20 protein-coding genes are annotated in these 24,210 nt (G+C 33.9%); 8 read left to right on the top strand and 12 right to left on the bottom strand.

Annotated elements, in window-relative coordinates; translation table 11 throughout:
• Positions 1 to 4 precede the first annotated feature (4 nt).
• The 4 genes from ACNFIH_RS15500 (at position 5) to ACNFIH_RS15485 (ending at position 6,373) form a co-directional block, all read left to right on the top strand.
• Positions 5 to 3,250 carry a SusC/RagA family TonB-linked outer membrane protein gene (locus ACNFIH_RS15500; protein ID WP_426483829.1) on the top strand — a complete coding sequence of 1,082 codons (3,246 nt, stop codon included), beginning with the start codon at positions 5 to 7 and terminating at the stop codon, positions 3,248 to 3,250.
• Positions 3,251 to 3,261: 11 nt separating this feature from the next.
• Entirely contained in the window at positions 3,262 to 4,707 is a 1,446-nt protein-coding gene (locus ACNFIH_RS15495; RefSeq protein WP_426483828.1) for a SusD/RagB family nutrient-binding outer membrane lipoprotein, read from the top strand.
• A gap of 86 nt (positions 4,708 to 4,793) precedes the next feature.
• On the top strand, positions 4,794 to 5,528 hold the full coding sequence (gene rlmB, locus ACNFIH_RS15490) for a 23S rRNA (guanosine(2251)-2'-O)-methyltransferase RlmB (protein ID WP_142452011.1): 735 nt from the start codon (positions 4,794 to 4,796) through the stop codon (positions 5,526 to 5,528).
• 44 nt (positions 5,529 to 5,572) lie between these two features.
• The gene (locus ACNFIH_RS15485; RefSeq protein ID WP_426483827.1) at positions 5,573 to 6,373 is read left to right on the top strand and encodes a DUF2490 domain-containing protein; all 801 of its coding nucleotides are present in this window, start codon (positions 5,573 to 5,575) and stop codon (positions 6,371 to 6,373) included.
• A gap of 3 nt (positions 6,374 to 6,376) precedes the next feature.
• On the opposite strand, the gene ACNFIH_RS15480 is transcribed toward ACNFIH_RS15485, so the two are convergent.
• A complete protein-coding gene (locus ACNFIH_RS15480) occupies positions 6,377 to 6,883 on the bottom strand; it encodes a hypothetical protein (RefSeq protein WP_426483826.1) in 507 nt (168 codons plus the stop codon).
• Positions 6,884 to 6,950: 67 nt separating this feature from the next.
• Positions 6,951 to 7,715, bottom strand: coding sequence for a rhomboid family intramembrane serine protease (locus tag ACNFIH_RS15475; RefSeq protein ID WP_426483825.1), 765 nt, complete (start codon positions 7,713 to 7,715; stop codon positions 6,951 to 6,953).
• A gap of 169 nt (positions 7,716 to 7,884) precedes the next feature.
• Between ACNFIH_RS15475 and ACNFIH_RS15470 the strand changes: the two genes are divergently transcribed.
• Positions 7,885 to 9,162 carry a replication-associated recombination protein A gene (locus ACNFIH_RS15470; protein ID WP_142452015.1) on the top strand — a complete coding sequence of 426 codons (1,278 nt, stop codon included), beginning with the start codon at positions 7,885 to 7,887 and terminating at the stop codon, positions 9,160 to 9,162.
• A gap of 15 nt (positions 9,163 to 9,177) precedes the next feature.
• On the opposite strand, the gene ACNFIH_RS15465 is transcribed toward ACNFIH_RS15470, so the two are convergent.
• From ACNFIH_RS15465 to ACNFIH_RS15440, 6 genes are all read right to left on the bottom strand, one after another.
• Entirely contained in the window at positions 9,178 to 9,945 is a 768-nt protein-coding gene (locus ACNFIH_RS15465) for a hypothetical protein (protein WP_426486729.1), read from the bottom strand.
• 2 nt (positions 9,946 to 9,947) lie between these two features.
• Positions 9,948 to 10,634 (bottom strand): YjjG family noncanonical pyrimidine nucleotidase, encoded by a 687-nt coding sequence (locus tag ACNFIH_RS15460; RefSeq protein WP_426483824.1) that lies wholly within the window; start codon positions 10,632 to 10,634, stop codon positions 9,948 to 9,950.
• Positions 10,635 to 10,637: 3 nt separating this feature from the next.
• The gene (gene radC, locus ACNFIH_RS15455) at positions 10,638 to 11,327 is read right to left on the bottom strand and encodes a RadC family protein (protein WP_426483823.1); all 690 of its coding nucleotides are present in this window, start codon (positions 11,325 to 11,327) and stop codon (positions 10,638 to 10,640) included.
• Between the two features lie 128 nt (positions 11,328 to 11,455).
• A complete protein-coding gene (locus ACNFIH_RS15450; RefSeq protein ID WP_142452018.1) occupies positions 11,456 to 12,811 on the bottom strand; it encodes a UDP-N-acetylmuramate--L-alanine ligase in 1,356 nt (451 codons plus the stop codon).
• A 70-nt stretch (positions 12,812 to 12,881) separates the two neighbouring features.
• Positions 12,882 to 13,568, bottom strand: coding sequence for a tetratricopeptide repeat protein (locus ACNFIH_RS15445; protein WP_426483822.1), 687 nt, complete (start codon positions 13,566 to 13,568; stop codon positions 12,882 to 12,884).
• Positions 13,569 to 13,653: 85 nt separating this feature from the next.
• Positions 13,654 to 15,798, bottom strand: a complete 2,145-nt coding sequence (locus ACNFIH_RS15440; protein ID WP_426483821.1) for a S46 family peptidase — start codon at positions 15,796 to 15,798, stop codon at positions 13,654 to 13,656.
• 313 nt (positions 15,799 to 16,111) lie between these two features.
• Here ACNFIH_RS15440 and ACNFIH_RS15435 point away from each other — a divergent pair, with 313 nt between their 5' ends.
• Entirely contained in the window at positions 16,112 to 16,642 is a 531-nt protein-coding gene (locus ACNFIH_RS15435; RefSeq protein ID WP_426483820.1) for an outer membrane beta-barrel protein, read from the top strand.
• Between the two features lie 125 nt (positions 16,643 to 16,767).
• Here the strand turns inward: ACNFIH_RS15435 and obgE are convergent, their stop codons facing one another.
• The 4 genes from obgE to hpt form a co-directional block, all read right to left on the bottom strand.
• Complete coding sequence (gene obgE / locus ACNFIH_RS15430) at positions 16,768 to 17,769, bottom strand: GTPase ObgE (protein WP_035650497.1); 1,002 nt, start codon at positions 17,767 to 17,769, stop codon at positions 16,768 to 16,770.
• Positions 17,770 to 17,874: 105 nt separating this feature from the next.
• Entirely contained in the window at positions 17,875 to 19,149 is a 1,275-nt protein-coding gene (locus ACNFIH_RS15425; RefSeq protein WP_426483819.1) for a hemolysin family protein, read from the bottom strand.
• Between the two features lie 97 nt (positions 19,150 to 19,246).
• A complete protein-coding gene (locus ACNFIH_RS15420; RefSeq protein WP_035650501.1) occupies positions 19,247 to 19,819 on the bottom strand; it encodes an adenylate kinase in 573 nt (190 codons plus the stop codon).
• Positions 19,820 to 19,891: 72 nt separating this feature from the next.
• Entirely contained in the window at positions 19,892 to 20,422 is a 531-nt protein-coding gene (gene hpt, locus ACNFIH_RS15415) for a hypoxanthine phosphoribosyltransferase (protein ID WP_426483818.1), read from the bottom strand.
• 166 nt (positions 20,423 to 20,588) lie between these two features.
• Here hpt and ACNFIH_RS15410 point away from each other — a divergent pair, with 166 nt between their 5' ends.
• A complete protein-coding gene (locus ACNFIH_RS15410; protein ID WP_426483817.1) occupies positions 20,589 to 21,866 on the top strand; it encodes a PQQ-dependent sugar dehydrogenase in 1,278 nt (425 codons plus the stop codon).
• Between the two features lie 225 nt (positions 21,867 to 22,091).
• Positions 22,092 to 24,194, top strand: coding sequence for a TonB-dependent receptor (locus tag ACNFIH_RS15405; RefSeq protein ID WP_426483816.1), 2,103 nt, complete (start codon positions 22,092 to 22,094; stop codon positions 24,192 to 24,194).
• The last annotated feature ends 16 nt before the right edge of the window (positions 24,195 to 24,210 follow it).

Genomic DNA, 24,210 nt, shown 5'->3' with positions numbered 1-24,210 from the left:
AAAAATGAAACTAAAGTTCAATGGATTCTTAGTGCTTTTATTAGTACTAGTAGCGCAACTTACTTTTGCGCAAGAAAGAGCCGTTTCAGGGACCGTTTCTGACAATGCCGGAATGCCTTTACCAGGTGTTAGTGTATTAGTTAAAGGAACAAAAGCTGGAACGCAAACTGATTTTGATGGTAAATTTACTATCAAAGCATCATCAAGCCAAGTTTTGGTATTTAGCTACATCGGAATGAAAACCCAAGAAGTAGCTGCGAGTTCTACTTCATTAAACGTAAAATTAGCAGCAGCCGCTCAAGAACTTGAAGGAGTTGTAGTAACGACTGCTTTAGGTATTAAAAGAGAGAAAAAATCTCTTGGTTATTCTGCTCAAACAGTATCAGCTGAGCAAGTTGGAACTGTACCAACAGGAAACTTCACGAATAACTTATCTGGAAAAGTTGCTGGTCTTAGCGTAACTCAAGGTACTAACTTTGGAGGATCTACAAACGTGGTTCTTAGAGGTTTTAAATCACTTTTGGGAGACAACCAGGCTTTATTCGTAGTTGATGGTGTGCCAATTTTGAACAACAACGTAAACAGTAATGATCAAAAAAGTGGTAGAGGTGGTTACGATTACGGTAACGCTGCATCAGATATCAACCCAAACAACATTGCTGAGATCAACGTATTAAAAGGTGCTGCTGCAACAGCTCTTTACGGATCTAGAGCTCAAAATGGTGCGATCATCATTACAACTAAAAAAGGAAAATCTAGAACTGATTTATCAGTTGAATTCTCTTCTTCTTACACTATGTCTACTGTAGACAAAACAACTTTCCCAAAATACCAAACTGAATATGGTCAAGGTTATTTCGGACAAAGATTTTCTACTTACAACGGACAACCAAGAACTAGATCAGGAGATGATGCTTCTTATGGACCTAAATATGATGGTTCTCTAGTTTGGCAATATGATGCTTTTACTCCAGGTTCTCCTAATTATGGAAAACAAACTCCATGGAAAGTTGCTGCAAATGGTCCAATCGAATTTTTTGACACTGGAACATCTACAATCAACAATATCTCGTTAAATGGAGGTACTGAAAAAGCTACTTACAGATTAACTTACGCAAACACAGACAGTAGAGACATTTTGCCAAATTCATTATTAAGCAAAAACAATTTTAACTTTGCTGGTACTTACAAATTCAACGACAAATTAAGCTCTACTTTCAACGCGACTTATGTTTCTCAAAACACAAGAAACAGAAACTCAACTGGATACGGAGGAAACCAATTAGCTGGTTTCAGACAATGGTGGGCTACAAACGTTGACCTTAACGAGCAAAGAGATCTTTATTTCCAAAGCCGTCAAAACTATACTTGGAATATTAAAAGTGCTGCAGACATTACTCCAGCATACTGGGATAACCCTTACTTCCAAAGATATGAGAACTACAACAACGATAGCAGACAAAGAGTTGCTGCTAACGCAAGTATTACTTATGACGTAAATAAAAACTTAAGCTTTACAGGTAGAGTTGGTACTGACGGTTTCAACTTAAAAACAGAAGACAGAATTGCTCCAGGTTCAACGCCAGCAACTCTAGGCTCTAACTCAAACCTTCAAAACCTTCCTGCTCAGCCATCAGGTTATGCATTAGATTTATATAACTTCAGCGAGCAAAACTATGATTTCTTAGCTACTTACAAAAAAGACTTAAGTGAAGATTTAAACCTTAGTGTTCTTCTTGGTACTAACTACAATGTACAAAGCAGATTCATTAATCAACAAATGACTTCAGGAGGTTTATACATCCCTGGATTATACACTATCTCTAACTCAGTTTCTGCTCCTGCTCTTCCTAGAATCGTAGATACTAGAAAAGAAGTATTAGGTTTATTTGCACAAGCTACATTAGGATACAAAGGAACTTACTACTTAGAAGGTTCTGTTAGAAGAGATCAATCTTCTGCTCTTCCACAAGACAACAATGCATACTGGTATTCTGCAATTTCAGGAAGTGTTGTTTTCTCAAACTGGTTAAAAGATGTTGAATTCATCAACTTTGGTAAATTCAGAGTTGCTTACGCTCAAGTAGGTTCTGATACAGATCCAAACCAATTATTGGATAACTATACTGCTAGAACTCCATTCGGAACTCCAGTATATTCATTCAATACTACTGCTAAAAATCCAAACTTAAAACCACAACAGTTAGACAACGTGGAGGTTGGTTTGAATATGCAATTTGCACAAAACAGACTTGGATTTGATGTTGCTTGGTTCCAAAACAAAGCATTTGATCAAATTTTACCATTACCAGTATCAACTTCTACTGGATCAAACTTCAACACTGTAAACGCTGGAACATTAACTACTAAAGGTTTTGAGGTTACTCTTACAGGAACTCCTGTTAAAACTGATAACTTCTCTTGGGATATTAGCGTTAACTGGTCTAATCCTAACACCAAAGTTACAGAATTGGCTCCAGGTATTGAAAACATCAACATCAACTCTCTTCAAGGAGGTATCAGTATCAATGCTCCATTAAACCAAGACTATGGTCAAATCTGGGGAACAACTTACGTATTAGATGATGCTGGAAACAGAATTATCGGTGCTAACGGCGCATACGAAGTTTCTACAACTACTGATAACAAATTAGGAACTTACCAAGCTGATTGGATTGGTGGTATTAACAACAAATTCAACTACAAAAACCTTTCTTTCAGTTTCTTAATTGATATGAAAAAAGGAGGAAGCGTTTTCTCACTTGACCAATATTACGGATACGGAACAGGTATCTATGCTAACTCAGTTGGAAACAACGACTTAGGAAACCCTATCAGAAATACATTAGCAAACGGTGGTGGTGAAGTTTTACAAGGTGTAATGTTAAATCCTGCATACACACCTGGAGGATCTCAACCACAATATGTTACAAACACAACAAGATTAGACAGATCTCAGTCTAGCCAGGTTTTAGGTACTGACCCACCTGCTGCTGCATTTGTTTATGATGCTGGATTTGTAAAATTAAGAGAGGTTGTATTGACTTATAATCTTCCTTCAAGCATTTTAGGAAGTGCAATAAAAGGAGCTTCTTTCAGTGTAATAGGTAACAATCTTTGGATCATTGACAAAAGCTTGCCTTATTCTGATCCAGAAGCAGGATTGTCTTCAGGTAACACACAAGGTTACCAATCAGGACCTATGCCGACAACAAGAAATATTTCTTTTAATGTCAAAGTTAATTTTTAAAAAAAATGAAGATGAAAAAAATCATAGCAATATTAGCAATAGGTCTGTCGATGACAGCTTGTGTTAATGAAGATGCAAACACCGATCCAAATAGTGCCTACACCACTGTACCGGGATCATTGATTACTTACGCCCAAAAAGAATTAAGTGATTATGTTAATACTCCAAGCGTAAACGAGAACAACTTTAGATTGACAATGCAATACTGGCAAGAAACAACGTATGTAAACGAAAGTAACTACGACTTTACAAACCGTAACGTTTCTAACCAAATTTACTCAGATAACTACGTAAACGTATTGAACAATCTTGGTAAAGCTAAAACGATCATTAATGCTTATGCACCAACTGCAGATGAACTAGCAGCTTGGCCAGCAAACAAAAAGACTCAATTAGCTATTATTGACATCATGCAAGTTTACACATATCAGCTTTTAGTAGATACGTTTGGTAATATTCCTTACACTCAAGCTGCAAACCTTGCTCAATATCCATTACCTGCTTATGATGATGGAGCGACTATTTATGCTGATTTAATTACAAGAATCAACGCTGACATTACTGCCTTAAGCAGTGGTACAGCTAATAGCTTCCCAACTTTCTCTAGTGGAGATAAGATTTATGGAGGTGATCCAGTAGCTTGGCGTACTTTTGCAAACTCTTTAAAATTAAAACTTGCAATTGGAATCGCAGATTCAAATCCAACTTTAGCACAAACTAACGCACTTGCTGCTATTGCTGCGGGAGTAATAACATCTCCTGCTGGAAATGGACATTTCCCATACCAAGAGGCTTCACCAAACTACAATCCTTTGTATGAAAACTTAGAAGCTAGTGGTAGAGAAGATTTCGTGGGTGGAAAAACTTTAGTTGACTACATGAACGCATCTAACGACCCAAGATTACCTGGTTACTTCACAACAGTAAAAGGTGTATATGTTGGTCTTCCAATTGGAGAAGGTGGTGAATTTGCAGATTTCTCTCACGCAGGAGACTATGCATACACTCCAGATACTCCTGGAAACATCTTGACTGCTACAGAAGTTGCTTTTTATGTTGCTGAAGCAAATGCACGCTGGAATACAGCTGCAGCACCTGCAGCTTATACTGCAGCGGTTACTGCTTCAATCTTAGAATGGGGTGGTTCAGCAGCAGATGCTACAGCTTATCTTGCAACAAAACCATACGATGCTGCTAATTGGAAAAAATCAATTGGAGAGCAAGCTTGGGTAGCGATGTATAATCAAGCTTTAACTGGCTGGAATTTCTGGAGAAGATTAGATTTCCCTGTATTATTAGCTCCTCCTACAGCTATCAACAATGCTGGTGGAAAAGTTCCTGTAAGAATGGCTTATCCTGTTCTTGAGCAACAAACAAATAGCACAAACTGGAAAGCTGCTTCTACAGCAATCGGTGGAGATTTGTTAACTACAAAACTTTTCTGGGATAAATTCTAATTTTAGACCGAAAACATAATACTAAAACCACTCTGTTCATTCAGAGTGGTTTTTTTTTATATAAACAATATACCTATATTTGCATCATGGAAAAAGAACATCAAATATTTGGAATTAGAGCCATTATAGAAGCAATTCAGGCAGGAAAAGAAGTTGACAAAGTATTTATACAAAAAGAAATTTCTGGAGAATTAATGAAAGATTTAATGAAAGTGATGAAACGCGCTAACATTAATTTCTCTTATGTGCCGGTTGAAAAATTAAATCGTCTTACTCCAAATAACCACCAAGGTGCTGTTGCTACAATATCACCTATAGGATTTATTGAATTAGAGCATTTAGTTGAATCAACTATTGAATCTGGTTCAAAACCATTATTTTTAATTCTAGATCAAATTTCTGATGCAAGAAATTTTGGTGCAATTATCAGAACTGCAGAATGTACCGGAGTAAATGGTATCATTATTCAGAAAGCTGGTTCAGCGCCTGTAAATGGAGATACAGTAAAAACTTCTGCTGGAGCTGTTTTTAATGTTCCAATCTGTAAAGTTGAACATATTAAAGACGCCATTTTTTATTTGCAAGGATCAGGAATCAAAACTGTTGCTGCAACTGAAAAAACAGATCAAAATATTTACGATGTAACGCTAAACGAGCCTGTAGCAATTATTATGGGTTCTGAAGACAGAGGAATCAATCCTTCGGTGCTTAAAATTGTAGATGAAAAAGCTAAACTGCCTATGTTTGGCTCTATAGGATCTCTGAATGTCTCTGTAGCTTGTGGTGCATTTTTATACGAAGCAGTTCGTCAAAGAAGCTAAAGAGCAATATTGAGGATTAAGTGGACTCATAAATTACCTAATGAATGTCTTCAAAAAATACTCATAACATATTTAAAAAAATCAGTTTAATACTTGTAATTTTTTCAATTACAAGTATTATTCATGGACAGACTACCACATACAATCAATTCTGGAACGAAATTCAGCTTAATAGGACCATAAATAAAAAATGGTCTGCAGAATTAGATATTGCCGCAACCTACAGTAGTACAGAATCTTCATCAAATATATTTGAGCAAAACATTCAAAGATCGCTTCGCGGCTGGGGTCATTATTATTTAACGCCAAGATGGAAACTATCTGCATTTCTTGCGTATTACAACAACAAAGATGTCCCCGAAATTGGCCAGTTTGAGTCGCCAGAATGGAGATTTGCTTTACAGGGAATTTATTACTTTCATAAAACCGGCTATACTTTAAGTACTCGAATGAGATTAGAGCTTAGACACATGAAAAATCAAGACGACGATTACGAAAATGTACTTCGTTATCGTCAACAAATTAAATACATAAAACCTATTAATAGTAAAGTTCTAAGAGAAGGTGTCGTTTATGTAATCGCCTCAGACGAACTTTATTTTAAATCAGGAACAAAAGTAACTGGAGAAAGCTTTTTTGACCGAAACAGATTTAATATTGGAGCAGGATATTTATTTACAGATGATATCCAACTCGAATTAACATATGCTAATGAATATCTTCCCAGAAATAACGGCAACCAAACAGTAAACGCTGCATCTATAGCAATAACATTGAATAATCTTTTTGAAAATCTAAATAAAAAATTATTGCATAAAAATGATTCACCGCCAAGCGACGAGTAAATCTCACTTTTCTTCTTCTTTAAAAAAGCAAGCAAGCTGTCTTATAATAGCACGTTTATGCAATTTAAAATTATAGTCTCTGACAAATTCAGTCCCTTCCATTTTAATCTCAGCAACTACAGCTTCAAATTTAGAAAACGAGTCGAGATCCTTATCATCAATTAAATACAAAACCTGCATAATTGAATCATTTTTAATATACTGTGTATCATAATGCGCCAACTTATATGTTTTATTATCTGCCAAGTGCATAATTAAATCATCTTTAATTTTCTTACCTTCTTTTTTTGGCGGAAACGGAGTTGGCTGTAGTGCTATAAAATAATGTTCTTTATCGGTTACGATATTAATTTTTAGCGATTTTGATGTGGTTGTATAAAAAACTTCGGGATCAAAATAATAGACCATTGATCCATCAGCCAATATTCTATTTTTAATATCGCATTGCGCAGTTGCTTTATTATTTACTAAAAAGAACAAAACAAAAAATACAAATCCTATCTTCTTCATAACAAGTAAAATAAATTAGAATATCTCACACAAAAATAACCTTTTTAAGTTAAATTAGAAATGGTTATTATTCTTTATTCTCTGATTCAGACTTTGTTACAACATAATACACAGGAAAACTTGAAGTGAAATAATTATTTTCTAAATCTGATTCTTCCTCAGGAATTTCAGTATTTACAAAATTTCCATTTTCATCGAAATGCTTCATAAAAGGATCATTCTCTGGATTAAAATCAGGTTTTTGCCAATCGTAAATTATAGGTTTTGCATATTCTGGCGTTCTATAAAATAATGAAAGTACAAAACCTGTAATAAAACCGGCCAAATGTCCTTCCCACGAAATGGTTTTATCCACGTCTGGAAAAACATACCAAATCATTCCGCCGTATAATAAAATTACTGAAAGTGAAAGTGCTACTAAACGATAATAACCCGTTTGAATTCCTTTGAAGAAAATAAAACTCACCAAAACATAAATCAGTCCGCTTGCGCCAATATGATAATTTTCCCGACCAATAATCCATGTAATTAGACCTGAAAACAAAATTCCATAAGCAATAACAGGAACAGTTTGCTTTGGATAAAAAAATTGCAACGCAGCCAGCAAAACAAGCAACGGAATCGAATTATTATACAGATGTTCTAAATTTTCATGGATAAAAGGACTAAACAAAACGCCTTGCAAACCCAAAAAATCCCTTGGATAAATTCCATTTTGATAAAAATCAAAATCGAAACGGATCTGAAACCAATAAACTATCCATAAAAAAAGGACAAAAAACAAAGGAAGCCCAATTACAGCTGTTGAAAATTTAAAATCTTTATCATTCATATTTTAAGAAATCAATTCAGTTATCGGCATCAAAAAACTGTCCAAATCTAATTTACTGATAATTTGTCATATTATAAAACATGTCTCAGATTGTAACAATCTTCTCTGAATCATTTGTTTTAACTTTTAAGAGACAAAATCTAAAATTAAAAAATACTAATTTTACAAAATGGAAGCACCGTTAGCCGAGCGTATTCGCCCACAGAAATTAGAAGATTATGTAAGTCAAAGTCATTTGGTTGGCCCGAATGGGTCTTTGACACAACAGATTTCAAAAGGAATTATTCCGTCTTTAATTTTTTGGGGACCGCCTGGCACAGGAAAAACTACTTTGGCACAAATTATTGCACAAGAATCAAAACGTCCATTTTATATATTAAGCGCTATCAATTCGGGTGTAAAAGATATTCGGGATGTTATTGATAAAGCAAAACAAAGCGGTGGTTTATTTACTGCCAAAAATCCCATTTTATTTATTGATGAGATTCATCGTTTCAGCAAATCTCAGCAAGATTCACTTTTGGCTGCAGTTGAAAAAGGATGGATTACACTAGTTGGTGCAACAACAGAAAACCCAAGTTTTGAAGTTATTCCCGCATTATTGTCGCGTTGTCAGGTTTATGTCTTAAATGCATTTACAAAAGAGGATCTGGAAGCCTTATTACATCGCGCAATGAAAGTGGACAGTTATCTTGCTTCTAAAAAGATTATTTTAAAGGAAACAGAAGCTTTATTACGACTTTCTGGTGGCGATGGCAGAAAGTTGCTCAATATTTTTGAATTGGTTGTAAATGCTTCAGCTGGCGATGAAATCACTATAACAAATGACAGAGTTTTTGAACTCGTACAGCAAAATACTGTTTTATATGACAAAACGGGCGAGCAACATTATGATATTATTTCAGCATTTATAAAATCGATTCGAGGAAGTGATCCTAATGGAGCTGTATATTGGCTTGCCAGAATGATTGAAGGCGGTGAAGATGTAAAATTTATTGCCCGAAGAATGCTTATTTTATCCAGCGAAGATATTGGAAATGCTAACCCAACGGCATTTATTATGGCAAATAATACTTTTCAGGCTGTAACAACTATTGGTTATCCGGAAAGCCGTATTATTTTGAGCCAATGCGCCATCTATCTTGCAACTTCGCCTAAGAGCAACGCTTCGTATATGGCAATTGGAAACGCGCAGCAATTAGTAAAACAAACTGGCGATCTTCCAGTTCCAATTCATTTGCGAAATGCTCCAACGAAATTGATGAAAGAATTAGGATATGGGGATGATTACAAATATTCGCATGACTATGCCAATAATTTCGCAGAACAAGAATTTCTACCTGATGCCGTAAAAGAAACGGTTCTTTACAATCCTGGAAACAATTCTAGAGAGAATAGCAACCGCGAATTTTTAAAGAACCGTTGGAAAGATAAATATGGTTACTAAAACCATATTTTATATTTAGAATTTAACTGAAACTTTTTCAGAAACTAATTTATCATTTTGATAATATTCAAAAAACCATTGATTGTCTTTTGCATTCAAAGTTCCCTGAACTCCATCTTTAATAGCAATGAATGAATCTGGGCGTGAAGTTTTCAATAATTTCATTACTACTTTTGGTGTTTTGTCGATCAGCTGAAATCCATTTTCTGTTGGTTGTGCGTAAAGTAAATTTGGATCTGTAACATCAGCAACTGGAGTAGAAACAGGAGTTGCAACAGGTTGAGAAGGTCTCGCAGTTGCTGCAACCGCAACTGGAGCTGCGGTAATCATACCCGCTTTTCCACTAGGTGTAGCAGTTTTTCCGCTGTATTTATAATGAAGACCATTAATTGAAATAAAAGCCATGTTTAAACTCTCTCTATACGCTACCTCGTAATCTTTTTCTTTGCTTTTCCCAATTTCTGAAGTATAAACCACTGTACCGTAGCAATCTTTCAACTCAACAAAAAGTTTAGTAACCAAAAAACCATTATCTTTTTTTACATCAATATATAAAAGCTGACAACGGTCGTTAAGTTCTGCTGGAAGTTCTTCATTTGCATAAAAAGCCTGAAAACCAGCTTTAGTTAAATTTCCTTTGCTTATTGTTGCCATTCTGTATTGATTATCCGATTTTAAAAAATCATATTTCAACGGCACAATAACCGCTTTGTAATCATTTACAGATTGTGCAAATCCGATAACTGAAATGAAAAATACAGCCAGCAAAAATTTAATTCTCATCATTATAAATATTTTTTAAGTTCTAATAAATGGTTTACTTGTTTTATATTTTGTGCAACATCAATTTTTTTCTCATTAAAGAAAATCGCATCCAGACCAGCATTTAAAGCTCCGTTTACATCGGCATCTAAACAATCACCAATCATGATACTATTTTCTTTTGAAGCCTGAGCCAAATTAACAGCATAATCAAAGATAATACTATTTGGTTTTTTTACACCAGCTAATTCTGAATTTGTAATAGTATTAAAATAATCGGAAAGTGATGCATTCTTGATTTTCTTGTCCTGAACTTTTGCAAAGCCATTAGTTATAATGTGTAGTTTATACTTTGGTTTTAAATAGTCCAAAACTTCAACTGCTCCATCAAAAAGATGATTATTATCGGTCAAAAATTCAATATAATCAGTTGCAATCTCATTTATATTTTCATCTGAAATTTCATAATTTAAAGCATCAAACGAAAACTTTAATCTGTTGTAACGCAGTTCAACATGTGTTATTTCATCGTTTTGATATAACTTCCAGCACGCCTGATTAATTGGAATATATTTTTCAATAAAATCCTCAGTTTTGATTTCTGGAAATTTGCTTTTGAAAATACGATCAAAAGCCATTTCTGAATTTTTGTCAAAATCCCAAAGCGTGTGATCTAAATCAAAAAAAACATCTGTAATATTGGTGTTCATAATCTAAAAAATTCCTTCGTCTACAAAACTATAATATTTTGTTTCAGTAATAATCAAATGGTCCAAAACTTTAACATCTAAGCTTTCGCCCGCCAATTTAATCCGATTCGTAATGAGTTTGTCAGCCTCACTTGGTTGTGTATTTCCAGATGGATGATTATGACACAAAATCAAGCTAGTAGCTCCATTTTCCAGCGCTAGTTTAAAAACCAGCCGAACATCTACAATAGTTCCCGTGATACCTCCTTTACTCAGCTGTGATTTCGAAATTACTTTATTAGAATTATTCAGAAAAAGTACCCAAAATTCTTCATGAGCCAATTCTCCTATAATGGGAAGCATTAATTCAAAAACCAATTTGCTTGAAGTAATTTTTATTAATTCTACGGCATCTTCAGCGCGGCGGCGGCGTCCAAGCTCTAATGCAGCAATAATTGCAATAGCTTTCGCCTCTCCTATTCCTTTAAAATTCATTAATTGAGAAATCGACATTTTTCCCAATGCATTTAGGTTATCGGCATTAGCCAAAATCCTTTTACTCAACTCCACTGCCGATTCATTTCGGCTGCCTGAACCTATCAAAATTGCAATTAATTCAGCATCGCTCAGCGCATTTTTTCCTTTCAGCATTAATTTCTCGCGAGGTCTGTCATCCTCTGACCAATTAGTAATTGGGAAATGAGATTTTTCCATATTAAAACAAATTTTTAAAAAGCGAAGATATTTAAAAAAGAAAGAAATATCTTTCATTATTTATTTGAATCAAAAAAAAGTGCCAACTGAAAACAATTGGCACTTTATCTAATTTTCTAATTAATTAATTACTCAATCAAACCTTTTACTTCGTCAAAATTTAATCCTCCATAATTTCCGGAACTCATTAATAAAAGTGCCGAATTGTCTAAATTCAAATTGAATAAATATTCTTTGAATTCAGCAGGATTAGTATAAATAACAAGATCTTCACGATTAAATGCTTTTGCAATTTGCTCATAAGTTACTTCCTCCAATTGTTTAATTTTTACAGCATCTGGTGAGTAAAACACAACTGCAACATCAGCATATTCAAGCGCGCCTTCATATTCTTTTAAGAATTCAGCATTTAAACTACTATACGTATGAAGCTCTAGACAAGCTACCAAAGTTCTGTTTGGGTACTGTTCTTTTACCGCTTTTGTAGTTGCTGCAACTTTACTTGGTGAATGTGCAAAATCTTTGTAAGCAACTTTGCCTTTTCCTTCAGCTATTTTTTCTAAACGTTTTGAAGCGCCTTTAAAACTTGCAATTGCTTCATAAAAATCAGCCTCATCTACACCCATATTTTGGCAAATCCATTTGGCTCCAGCCAAATTATTTAAATTATGCGCACCAAAAACTTCAATTGGCATATCACCTTCAGGAGTTTCTAATAAAGTTACACCGTCACTTACTGTATAATTTGGAGTTGAATATGCTAGCTTTCGAATTGGATTTGTAGCTGCTTCTGCAACACGTTTTACTTCTGGATCATTTTCATTGTAAACCAAAATTCCTCCATTTGTAATTTTTCCTATGAAGATTTCAAATTGCTCTACGTAATTTTCATACGTTGGAAACACATTAATATGATCCCAGGCAATTCCAGAAATTAAAGCAATATTTGGTTGATACAAATGAAATTTCGGACGTCTATCAATTGGTGAAGATAAATATTCATCTCCTTCCAGAACCATAAAATCATTTTCTTCGGTTAAGTGAACCATTGTATCAAAACCTTCTAATTGCGCGCCAACCATATAATCAACCGCAATATTATGGTAATGCATTACGTGCAAAATCATCGAAGTAATTGTCGTTTTTCCGTGAGAACCGCCAATTACAACGCGCGTTTTATTTTTTGATTGCTCATATAAAAACTCCGGATATGAATAAATTTTCAATCCTAATTCCTGTGCTTTTAGCAATTCCGGATTATCTGCTTTTGCGTGCATTCCTAAAATGATTGCATCAATATCAGCAGTTATTTTTTCTGGAAACCAGCCTAATTCAGCAGGCAAAATTCCTTTTTTTTCTAATCTTGATTTTGATGGTTCAAAAATAGCATCGTCGCTTCCTGTAACCTGATATCCTTTGTTATGCAATGCTAATGCCAAGTTGTGCATGGCACTTCCGCCTATCGCGATGAAATGTGTTTTCATTTAAAATTCCAATTTATTTAAATACTAAATTCCAATTTATTTTTCAGAATTCAGTTTTGAGATTTGATTATTATGCGTCAAATTTTCGTTTCAGTTCCTGCGCTTTTTTAGGATCTTTTAATTTGTTCAAATATAAATTATATAATTTTTGAAACGTGACTTTTGAATTGCCAATTTCATGTGCTTTTTTATAATTTTTTTCGGCTGCATCGTAACGTTTAAAATATTCGTCGATTCTTCCTTTTGACAAATAGCCATCAATTGGTGAAAACTGTGCCAATTCGTTAGAATATGAAATTGCTTTCGATTCGCTTCCTCCTAAAATTCCAGGCAATTGTAAATATATTTCAATCAATGCCCATCTTGCCTGAACGTGTTTTGGATTGAGTTCGATTGCTTTTTCAAAAGCTTCTTTCATATCGCCAACCATTGAAAAAGCTTTAATTTTATTTACTTCGACAGCACGCATCGCCAGACAACCTCCGTATTTAAAAAAATAGTCAGCAACTGTAGGTTTCAATTCTTTTAATTTTTTGAAATATTCAGCACCTTTCACCCAAGATTTTTGATGTGCCGCAATTTCGCCCAAATACTCCAAAGTTTTTAAATCTGATGGATTGTTTTTTAATATTCCCTCAAAAAGTAATTGGGCTTCATTGTATTTTTTAGACTGAAATAATTTTTCTGCTTTTTCAAAATTAGATTGCGACCAACAATAGATCGGAACAATTAAAAATAAGATTAGCAGCTTTTTCATATATCAAAAATAAGGAAATATATAAAACAAAAAACCCGACAAATTTCAAGAAACTGTCGGGTTTAATTTTATAAAGAAATTGAGATTATTTTGCAATCGTCAATTCATCAATAATGTTTTTAGCTCCAGCATATTTATCGATAATCCAAAGCACATAACGAATATCAACGTTGATCGTTCTTTGTAATTTAGAATCAAAAATAACATCTCCAGCCATCGCTTCGATGTTTCCATCAAAAGCAATTCCGATTAATTCTCCTTTTCCGTTAAGAACCGGTGAACCAGAATTTCCTCCTGTAATATCATTGTCTGTTAAAAAGTTGATTGGCATATATCCTGCTTTATCAGCATATTGTCCGTAATCTTTTGCTTTATTTAATTCTAACAAACGAGCTGGTAAATCAAATTCCTGATCTCCGGCTTTGTATTTTTTTACCATACTAGCCATATCTGTGTAATTGTTGATTTTAGCATCGTTACGAGGATCTGCAGGTAAAGCGCGAACTTTTCCGTAAGTCAATCTCAAAGTTGAGTTAGCATCCGGATATTTTATTGCGTTTAATTTTGACTCTCTTAAACCTTCAACTAATTTACGGTAAGCAATTGCAAAACCATCATCTGCTTTTGCCTGATCATCCGTTTTAGCACGGAATTTCGTCAAAAGATCATTAGAAATAATATACAATGGATCATGTACAATTGCTAATGGTTTTGGATCAGCCAAAAATGCTAATACTTTTTCTTTATTTGTAAAATAACTAATTTCAGTTGCTTTTGCTACATCTGCAGTAAAATCTCCGTTATTAGCTGCTTTCATTTTTGCAATTTCTGGAGCAAGTCCATATTCAGAAGCTTTAGCAGCGTATAAATTCAATTGAGCCGTTAAAACATCTTTTTCTAAAGGCGCATAAAAATCACCATAAATATTATCAACTAAAGCGTTGATTTTAGGCAACATCTCAGCTCTTTTAGCATCATTTTCTTTATAGTAAGCAATCAATGCATTTCCAAGATTTGCTGGACCAGCGGCATAACTTGACGTTCGCAAAACTTGTGACAAATAATTATCGTGACGCGCTTTTATATTCGTTTCTCTATAATAATCGTTGATTGTCGGAATTACATTTTCGTATTTATCTTTATTAGCAGGTTTACTTGCCCACTCATAAAATTTATCTTCTTGCTCTGCTTTTGCATCTGCTGTTCCGGCTTTTGTTAAAGCATCGATCATACCTTGACGGTTTTTCCAGTAATTTGCAGTCGAAGCATATTTAGAAGCGTAGTTTAAACGAACAGTCGCATCTTTATCCATATACTTTTTCATGACATCCATTCCGGTTTTTGCACCTTCAACCCATGCAGGATAAGCAAATTTTACATTTTGCTCAATTCCTCCAGCCGGCATCCAACGGTTTGTTCTTCCTGGATAACCAAGAATCATTGCAAAATCATTTTCTTTTACACCTTTAATACTTACAGGCAAATAATGTTTTGGTTGCAAAGGCACATTGTCTTTAGAATACGTTGCAGGATTTCCATCTTTATCAGCATAAACTCTAAACATCGAAAAATCTCCTGTTTGACGCGGCCATTCCCAGTTGTCAGTATCTCCACCAAATTTACCTACACTTTCTGGCGGTGTTCCTACCAAACGAACGTCTGTATAATCTTGGTAAACAAAATAATAATATTCATTTCCTTGAAAGAAAGGGCGAACAGAAACAGTATATTTTCCGTTTTCGCTGTTTTCTTTTTCAATTAAACTGATTTCTTGCTGAATGATTTTGTTTCTTTCAGTTTCTGTCATTTGATCATTTACTTTTGACAAAATTCTTTTCGAAACATCGTCCATACGAACGAAGAAACGAACATATAAAGATTTAGGTTTCAATTCTTCTGAACGATTTTTTGCCCAAAAACCATCTTTCAAATGATTTTGTTCGGCAGTTGAAAGTTCTGCAATCGCACTATATCCACAGTGATGATTAGTTAATACCAAACCACTGTTAGAAACGATTTCAGCAGTACAACCTCCATTGAACTGTACAATAGCATCTTTTAAACTATGATGATTGATACTGTAGATTTCTTCAGCTGTTAACTGAAGTCCCATTTTCTCCATATCTCTATGGTTCAATCTTTCGATAAACATCAAAAACCACATTCCTTCATCGGCTCTTACAGGAAAAGCCATCAAGCACATGGTTAAGAATAAAACTATTTTTTTCATGTTATTTTATTTAAGTGATGCGAATATAGCTCATTTTCGCAAAAAAAGTAAGCTTTCAACGCAAATTCAAAACATATTAAATAAAAGAAAAGATGATTTTGCGAAATCCATAATTTAAGTGAACACAAAAATTATCTTAAAAATCGTGCACAAATCTTCACGAAACATTTAAAAATTTAGAAAACTAAACCATACGGCTTTTAAAAAACAATATAATTTGTAAAAATATACTTTCTTTTAAAAATTTTAATTATAAATTATTTCTTACAATTTTAAATCTTCTAAATTTGCCCAGTAATAAAAAATTTAAAAGATGAAAAAATTATTAGTAGCGGTAGTTGTAATGGTTACAACTTTTGCAAGTGCACAAAAAAATTCAATTTTACTAGGTGGAAATGTTGGATTTTCTTCAGAAAAGATTGGAGACTCTAAACTTGAAAACTTTGAATTTTCTCCAAAAGTTGGATATCAGTTTGCTGATCAATGGACTGCAGGAGTTGAAGGTTCTATTATGAATGTTAAAACTTCTGGATCTGATACAACAGAGCGATATAAAATTGGCGGTTTTGTACGTTATACAGTGCCACTTTCAGATTTATTTTCTGTTTTTGGAGATTTAGGTGCCGGATACCAATCTACAAACTTGAACAATGCGAAAGGAATGTATGCAAATTTAACGCCTGCATTATTCATTAACATGAAAAGAGGATTTGGTTTAAATTTCTCTATCGGAGGATTAAACTATGATAATCTTGACGGGAAAAATGATCCGAGACAAGAACGTTTTGGGTTTGATTTTGGAAAAACTTTAAAAATTGGAATTTCTAAAAACTTCGGATTATAATTTTTGGGATATCTTAAGGTTTAATAATTAAAAAAAATATCCCACATGCTTTTTGTTTTTTCGTACAAAAAGCAAAAACCCGACAAAATAATTGTCGGGTTTTGTTTTTATATAGAAATGCTTTTTTACTCATTTAGCATTTTCCAAAGTTTATCTTTTAAATCTGTCAAACCTTGTTGTGCAACAGATGAAATAAACATGTAAGGAACATCTTTAAAAGAAACATCAAGTTCGGCTTTTAATTCTGCTTTTAATTCATCATCCAGCATATCGCATTTTGAGATTACTAAAAGACGTTCTTTATCCAGCATTTCAGGATTGTATTTTGTTAATTCGTTAACCAAAATATCGTATTCTGCTTTAATATCTGGTGTATCAACAGGAACTAAAAATAATAAAGTTGAATTACGTTCAATATGACGCAAAAAATAATGTCCTAAACCTTTTCCTTCGGCAGCACCTTCAATAATTCCAGGAATATCAGCAATCACAAAAGATTGAAAATCTCTGTAAGCAACGATACCTAAATTTGGTTTTAAAGTCGTAAACGGATAATCAGCAATTTTTGGTTTTGCCGAAGTCAATACAGACAATAAAGTAGATTTTCCTGCATTTGGGAAACCAACTAAACCAACATCAGCCAAAACTTTAAGTTCCAAAATGACATCCATTTCTACACCAAGCAAACCTGGTTGTGCATAACGAGGCGTTTGGTTAGTCGAACTTCTAAAATGCCAGTTTCCTAAACCTCCCTTTCCTCCTCTTGCAAGAATCTGTTTTTCTCCGTGTTCTGTAATCTCAAAAAGTGTCTCTCCGGTTTCTTTGTCTTTTACAACAGTTCCTAGCGGCACTTCAATAATTTTATCATCTCCATCTGCTCCGGTGCTTCGATCTCCACCTCCATCTCCACCATGTCCGGCTTTAATGTGGCGCGCAAACTTTAAATGAAATAATGTCCAGAGTCCTTTATTTCCCACTAAATACACATGTCCTCCGCGACCTCCGTCACCTCCATCAGGACCTCCTTTTTCAATAAATTTCTCTCTATGTAAATGCGTAGATCCTTTCCCTCCTTTTCCGGATGAAACGTATATCTTAACGTAATCTACAAAATTTCCTTCTGTCATTTTTTTTGTTTATGTGTAGTTTCAGATTTCACGTTTCAAGTTTCAAGTTTGCGCAACGCAATAACCTGGAACTTGAAACTTGAAACTTGAAACAAAATTTTATCTCTATTCTTTTAAAGCTTTTACTAAAACTTTGTCAATCTTAACGCCATCCATATCGATGACTTCTAAAACGAATTTTTGCCAAACCAATTTTTCGCCTTCTTTTGGAATATGTGAAAGCTCGGTCATAATCATACCACTAACGGTATTTACTTCATAATCATTTGTCAATTCGTCTAACTCAAAATAAGTTAAGAAATCATGTAATGAATAATGTCCGTCAACCAACCATGAACCATCTTCTCTTTCGATCAGTTGAAATTCATCTTTATAAAACTCAGATGCGTCGCCTACTAAAGCTTCCAAAATATCATTCAAAGTAATCATACCCTGAAAAACTCCATATTCATCTGAAACTAAAGCATAATGAACACCTGTTTTTTTGAAATTTTCCAATGCTTTATAAGCCGTTGTCTGTTCCATTAAATAAGGCGCATCAGACATAATTGCAGACAAATCAAAATTATCGTTTTCGATGTGGGCAAAAATATTTTTCAAAGTTACGACACCAACAATATCGTCATAATTGTCATTGTAAACCGGATAAACTGCATGCAAATCCTGAACAACCAATTCTTTGATTTTCGCTTTATCTTCTTTTAACGGAAGCATATCAACAGATTTTCTATGCGTCATCAACGAACTTACTTTTCTGTCTCCGATGTGAAAAACACGTTCCACAATATCTTGCTCAATTTCCTGAACTTCACCAACTTCAGTTCCTTCTTTTATGATTGCTTTGATTTCTTCTTCTGTAACTTTTCCGTCAGCGGTTGGTTTTATCTGAAGAATATTCAACAAAAAATCGGTCGAAGATGTCAAGAGCCAAATAAAAGGCGCCGTAATAATCGAAATTACTTTCATTGGCATTGCAAACATTTTTGCGATTGCTTCAGGATAATTTAATCCAATTCGTTTTGGAAGCAATTCTCCCAAAACCAACGAGAAAAAAGTTAAAACAACCACCACAATTCCAACTGCAAGTGAATGAGCGTAAGGTTTTAAAACAGCAAAACCGGAAACAAAACTTTCTACATCTATCGTAATTTTATCACCACTATAAATACCCGTCAAAATCCCGATTAAGGTAATTCCGATTTGTACCGTTGATAAAAATTTGTTTGGAGAATTCGCCAGATCAAGCGCAATTTTGGCACCTTTATTTCCTTTTTTTGCCGCCGTTTCCAATCTGTTTTTTCTGGCCGAAATCAATGCAATTTCAGACATCGAGAAAACTCCATTTAATAGTATTAGAAAAAATATTATTAGTATTTCCATTTTTAAGTTTAAAGTTAAAAGCCAAAAGTTAAATGTTTTTCAGAACTTATTTCAATTTCCTTCTAAACATTTAACTTTTAACTTCAAACAGGTTTTGTTACAAATTATCTATAACCGATGTTAATCTTTCTGTAATTTGTTCAATTGTTCCAATACCATCTACGGCATGAAATTTATTTTGTTCTTTATAATATCCAATTAATGGAGCTGTTTTTTCGTTGTACTCCTGATATCTTACACGAATTTTTTCTTCGTCCTGATCATCAGCTCTTCCGCTAGTTTTTCCTCTTTCTAGTAAACGTGCTACTAAAATTTCGTCATCAGCTTCTAAAGCAATTGTAGCAGTAACACTTGAACCAATTGTTGGCAAAAATTTATCTAAAGCTTCAGCCTGATCAATTGTTCTTGGATAACCATCAAATAAAAATCCTGCTGTATCAGGGTGTTTTTTTACTTCATCAATTAACATTGCTGTTGTTACTTCGCACGGAACTAATTCTCCGTTATCCATAAAAACTCTTGCTTTTTTTCCTAGCTCAGTATCATTTTTTAAATTGAAACGAAAAATATCTCCTGTTGAAAGGTGTGTTAAGTTGTATTTTTCTTTTAAAAATTCTGCCTGAGTTCCTTTTCCTGCACCAGGCTTTCCAAATAAAACGATGTTAATCATAATGACTGTTAGTGTTGCGACTTCTTACTTTAAGAAGTTTAAAATGAATATATAGTTGTGTTTGTTTTTAAATTATTCAGCTAATTTATAAACCTCTGTCAGGTTTCTTCCAAGACCATCATAGTCTAATCCGTAACCTACAATAAATTTATTCGGGATTCTGATTCCGATATAATCGATTTTAATATCTTTTTTGTACGCTTCTGGCTTAAAGAATAATGTTGCAATTTTAAAATGCTTTACATTTCGTTCTTTAAATAAATGTTTTAATTCTTCGATTGTGTTTCCGGTATCAATAATATCTTCAATGATAACAACAGTTCTGCCTGTCAAATCCTGATTGATTCCTATTAATTCTTTAACCGAATTTGTACTTTCAGTTCCTTCATACGATGCCATTTTTATAAATGAAACTTCGCATGGTTTTTTATATTTTTTCAAAAAATCGGAAACAACCATAAAGGCGCCGTTTAAAACTCCAATAAAAATTGGTGTATCATCTCCAAAATCGTCTTCTACCTGAGCCACTAATTTGGTTAAAGCAAAATCAATTTCTTTAGCCGAAATAAACGGAACAAATTGTTTATCGTGAAGTTGTATCATTATTTTTAAATTTAAAATAATGGACAAAGATACAGAATTACAACTTAACTGTAAGTATCAAAATAAACTGTCTGAGTATTTTTTAAGCACATTAAGTACATCTTTTAAAAAAAAATCTTTTTAATTTTAGTAAATTGAGGCCTTTTAATCTTTAATACAAACCTCAATGAAAACCACAATACAAATCTTTTCAGCATTCCTGATATTAACAGCCTGTCAAGGACAAGTAACAAAGGAAGAAAAAGAAGCTTTAGCTAAACAACCTGCAACTGTTGTAAAAACTGCAATAGGCGACCTCACCCTGCCGCCTCCATACGCAACCGAATCAAAAACAAAAAACAGTAAAGTTATAGGCTGGCCAGAAGGAAAAACGCCAATAGCACCAGAAGGTTTTACCGTTACAAAATTTGCTGACGGTTTTAGTAATCCTCGTTGGAGTTATATAGGTCCAAACGATGATATTTTTGTTGTTGAAAGCGGAACAAGAACGAGTAAAAACCAAATTATAATTTTGCGCGACACTGACAAAGACGGAACCTATGAAACTCGAGAAGTTTTTTTAAAAGACCTTAACCGACCTTTAGGAATGTTAATTTTAAAAGACTTTTTTTATGTTGCAAATACCGATGGACTTTATCGTTATCCTTATAAAAATGCACCTTTGAAATTAGAAACTCAAGGAACCAAAATTGTTGAATTACCAGCTGGCGGATACAACAATCACTGGACTAGAAGTTTACTTGCTAATCCTGAAGAAACAAAAATTTATATTGGTGTTGGTTCAGGAAGCAATGTTGGAGAAAACGGAATGGATAAAGAAATTCGTCGCGCTGCCATTTTAGAAATCAATCCTGATGGAACTGGCGAAAAAATTTATGCTGACGGACTTAGAAACCCTATGGGAATGGATTGGAATCCGGCCAATAAAAAAGAGCTTTGGACTGCTGTAAATGAAAGAGATGAACTTGGCGACGATTTAGTTCCCGATTATATTACAAGTGTAAAAAGAGGCGGTTTTTACGGATGGCCATATTCGTATTTTGGAAGTATTCCTGATCCAAGATGGAAAGGGAAAGGCGAACGAAAAGATTTAATCAAAAGAGCAATTGTTCCAGATGTTCCTGTCGGTCCACACACTGCTTCTCTTGGGTTGGCTTTTTATACTAAGGATGCATTTCCGGCAAAATATAAAAATGGCGCTTTTGTTGGTCAGCATGGTTCTTGGAACCGTTCTAATATTTCAGGTTACAAAGTATTATTCGTTCCTTTTAAAGATGGAAAACCTTCAGGAAAACCGGAAGATTTTTTAACTGGTTTTATTTCTGATAATGATAAAGCGGAAGTTTACGGACGCCCAGTTGCTGTTACAGTTATGAAAGATGGAGCGCTTTTGGTTAATGATGACAGCGGAAATACGATTTGGAAAGTGACAGCGAATAAGTAAAATTCCAAATTCTAATTTAAACACATAGAATTCTAAATTTACTTCTTTTTGTCATTTCGACGGAGGAGAAATCACACTAGAAACTCCACAATGAAAATCGCCAATCTTTGTCGAATCACGAGTGTGATTTCTCCTTCGTCGAAATGACAAAATTGTTTTTAAACTTTGTGCTCCGCACCAAACCTATACATTTTCTGCATTTTTTTCATATTTAAGAAACCTTTTATGTTTTCAAAAAAATATTGCTTTTTTCTTCTTGTTCTAATTGTTTGTCAAAACATTTTTGCACAAGATGAAAAAAGCAACTCTATTGATTCTGTAAAAACTCAAAAACTAAACGAAGTTTTAATAAGTCCGCTTCATATTAATCGGGATTTACAGAATAGTCCGGCTTCGATTGGTATTTTATCAGAAAAAGAATTACTTCGAAATAGCACAACAGATATCAGCAATGTCATTAATACGATTCCTGGAGTTTTTATGCAGTCGTCGAATATTACCACAACCCGAATTTCGATTCGCGGAATTGGCGCGAGAACTCCTTACGGAACTAATAAAATTAGAGCATTTTATGGAACTATTCCACTGACTTCTGGAAACAGTGAAACCGTAATTGATGATATTGACCTTCAAAATATCAATCAAATTGAAGTTATAAAAGGTCCGCTTTCGAGTATTTACGGCGCTGGATTGGGCGGAGCAATTTTAATTTCACCTCAAACATTAAAAAAAGGAAATTATCAGGCTGAAGTAAGTTCTGTGTTTGGTTCTTTTGGATTATTAAAAAACAGAATCAGTTTTGATTTGAATGAAAAAAGCAGTTCTTTAAATCTTAGTTATCATAATTTAAAGACAGACGGCTGGCGACAAAATAGTGCTTACAGTCGGGAAGGAATTACGCTTGGCGGAGAATTATTTAGAAAGAAAAACAGCAAACTGACTTATTTTTCTAATTATACTTATTTGAAAGCTTACATTCCGAGTTCGATTAATAAAAACACTTTCGACAATAATCCAAAAGCGGGAGCGCCGACTTGGGTTGCTTCAAAAGGATTCAAAGAATACAAATCGACTTTGGGCGGATTAGCTTACGATTTCAAAATAAACGATCATTTAAATAATTCGACTTCAGTTTTCATCAATTATAAAGACAGCAACGAACCGCGACCTTTTGATATTTTGCGTCAATATACTTTTGCTTCGGGCGCGAGAACTCAGTTTTCAGGAGATTTTAAAATCGGAAAAATCAAAAATCAATTTATTGCTGGTCTGGAATATTTCAGAGATAATTACAGCGGAAATACTTTTCAAAACTTATATCAACAGAATAATGGAAACGGAAGTTTACAAGGTAATCAGCTTTCTGCAACGAATCAAAAAAGAGATTTTTACAATATTTTTTCGCAAATCAGAACTTTACTTTCCGATCATTTTGAAATTCAAGCCGGTTTAAATTACAATAAAACCAAATTCGAACTTCAGAATGATTTTCCCGCTTCCGCGAATAATCCAACGGAACATTATAGTTATGACGGAATTTTTTCGCCACAACTTTCCTTTTTATTTAAGCCGAATGAAATCCGAACCTTTTACTTTTCTGTAAGCCGAGGATTTTCTCTTCCCGCAACCGAAGAAACTCTAACCTCAGCAGGAAACATCAATCAAAACATTAAACCAGAAACGGGCTATAATTTTGAATTGGGAGGAAAACTTCATTTTTTCAACAAAAAATTATACACACAAATTGCCGTTTACCGAATGGAAATTAAAGATTTATTAGTAGCCAAAAGAATCGGCGACGATCAATATGAAGGTGTAAATGCTGGAAAAACTTTCCATGAAGGAATCGAAATTTCGTTGAATCACAATTGGACAATCAATCGAACTTTTAATTTAGATTCATATATAGGAAATTCAATTGGAAATTATGAATTTAAAGAATTCGTCGATAACGGAAATGATTATTCAGGAAACAAATTAACCGGAGTTCCAGCGAATACGGCAAGTGCAGGTTTTAATTTAAATACCAATTCTGGCTTTTACTTCTCAGCCGATTTTCAGTTTACCGATAAAATCCCAATGAACGATTCGAATGCTAATTTTTCAGATTCTTATTCGCTTTTAAATTTAAAAACGGGTTATCAATTTGAAATTTTATCTGGTTTAAAAGCGCATTTAGACGCAGGAATCAACAATGTCACAAATGAAAAATACGCTTCGATGATTTTGACCAATGCAACCGCTGTCGGAAATGCTCAACCAAGATTTTATTATCCTGGATTACCAATAAATTATTACGGAATTATCTCATTAAATTACTTATTTTAGCTTAGTATTTAAATAT

This window comes from Flavobacterium sp. 2, from assembly GCF_049949195.1.
Taxonomy (GTDB): Bacteria; Bacteroidota; Bacteroidia; order Flavobacteriales; family Flavobacteriaceae; genus Flavobacterium.
Note: the sequence above shows the minus strand (reverse complement) of the source record. Positions and strands in the feature narration are given on the sequence as shown.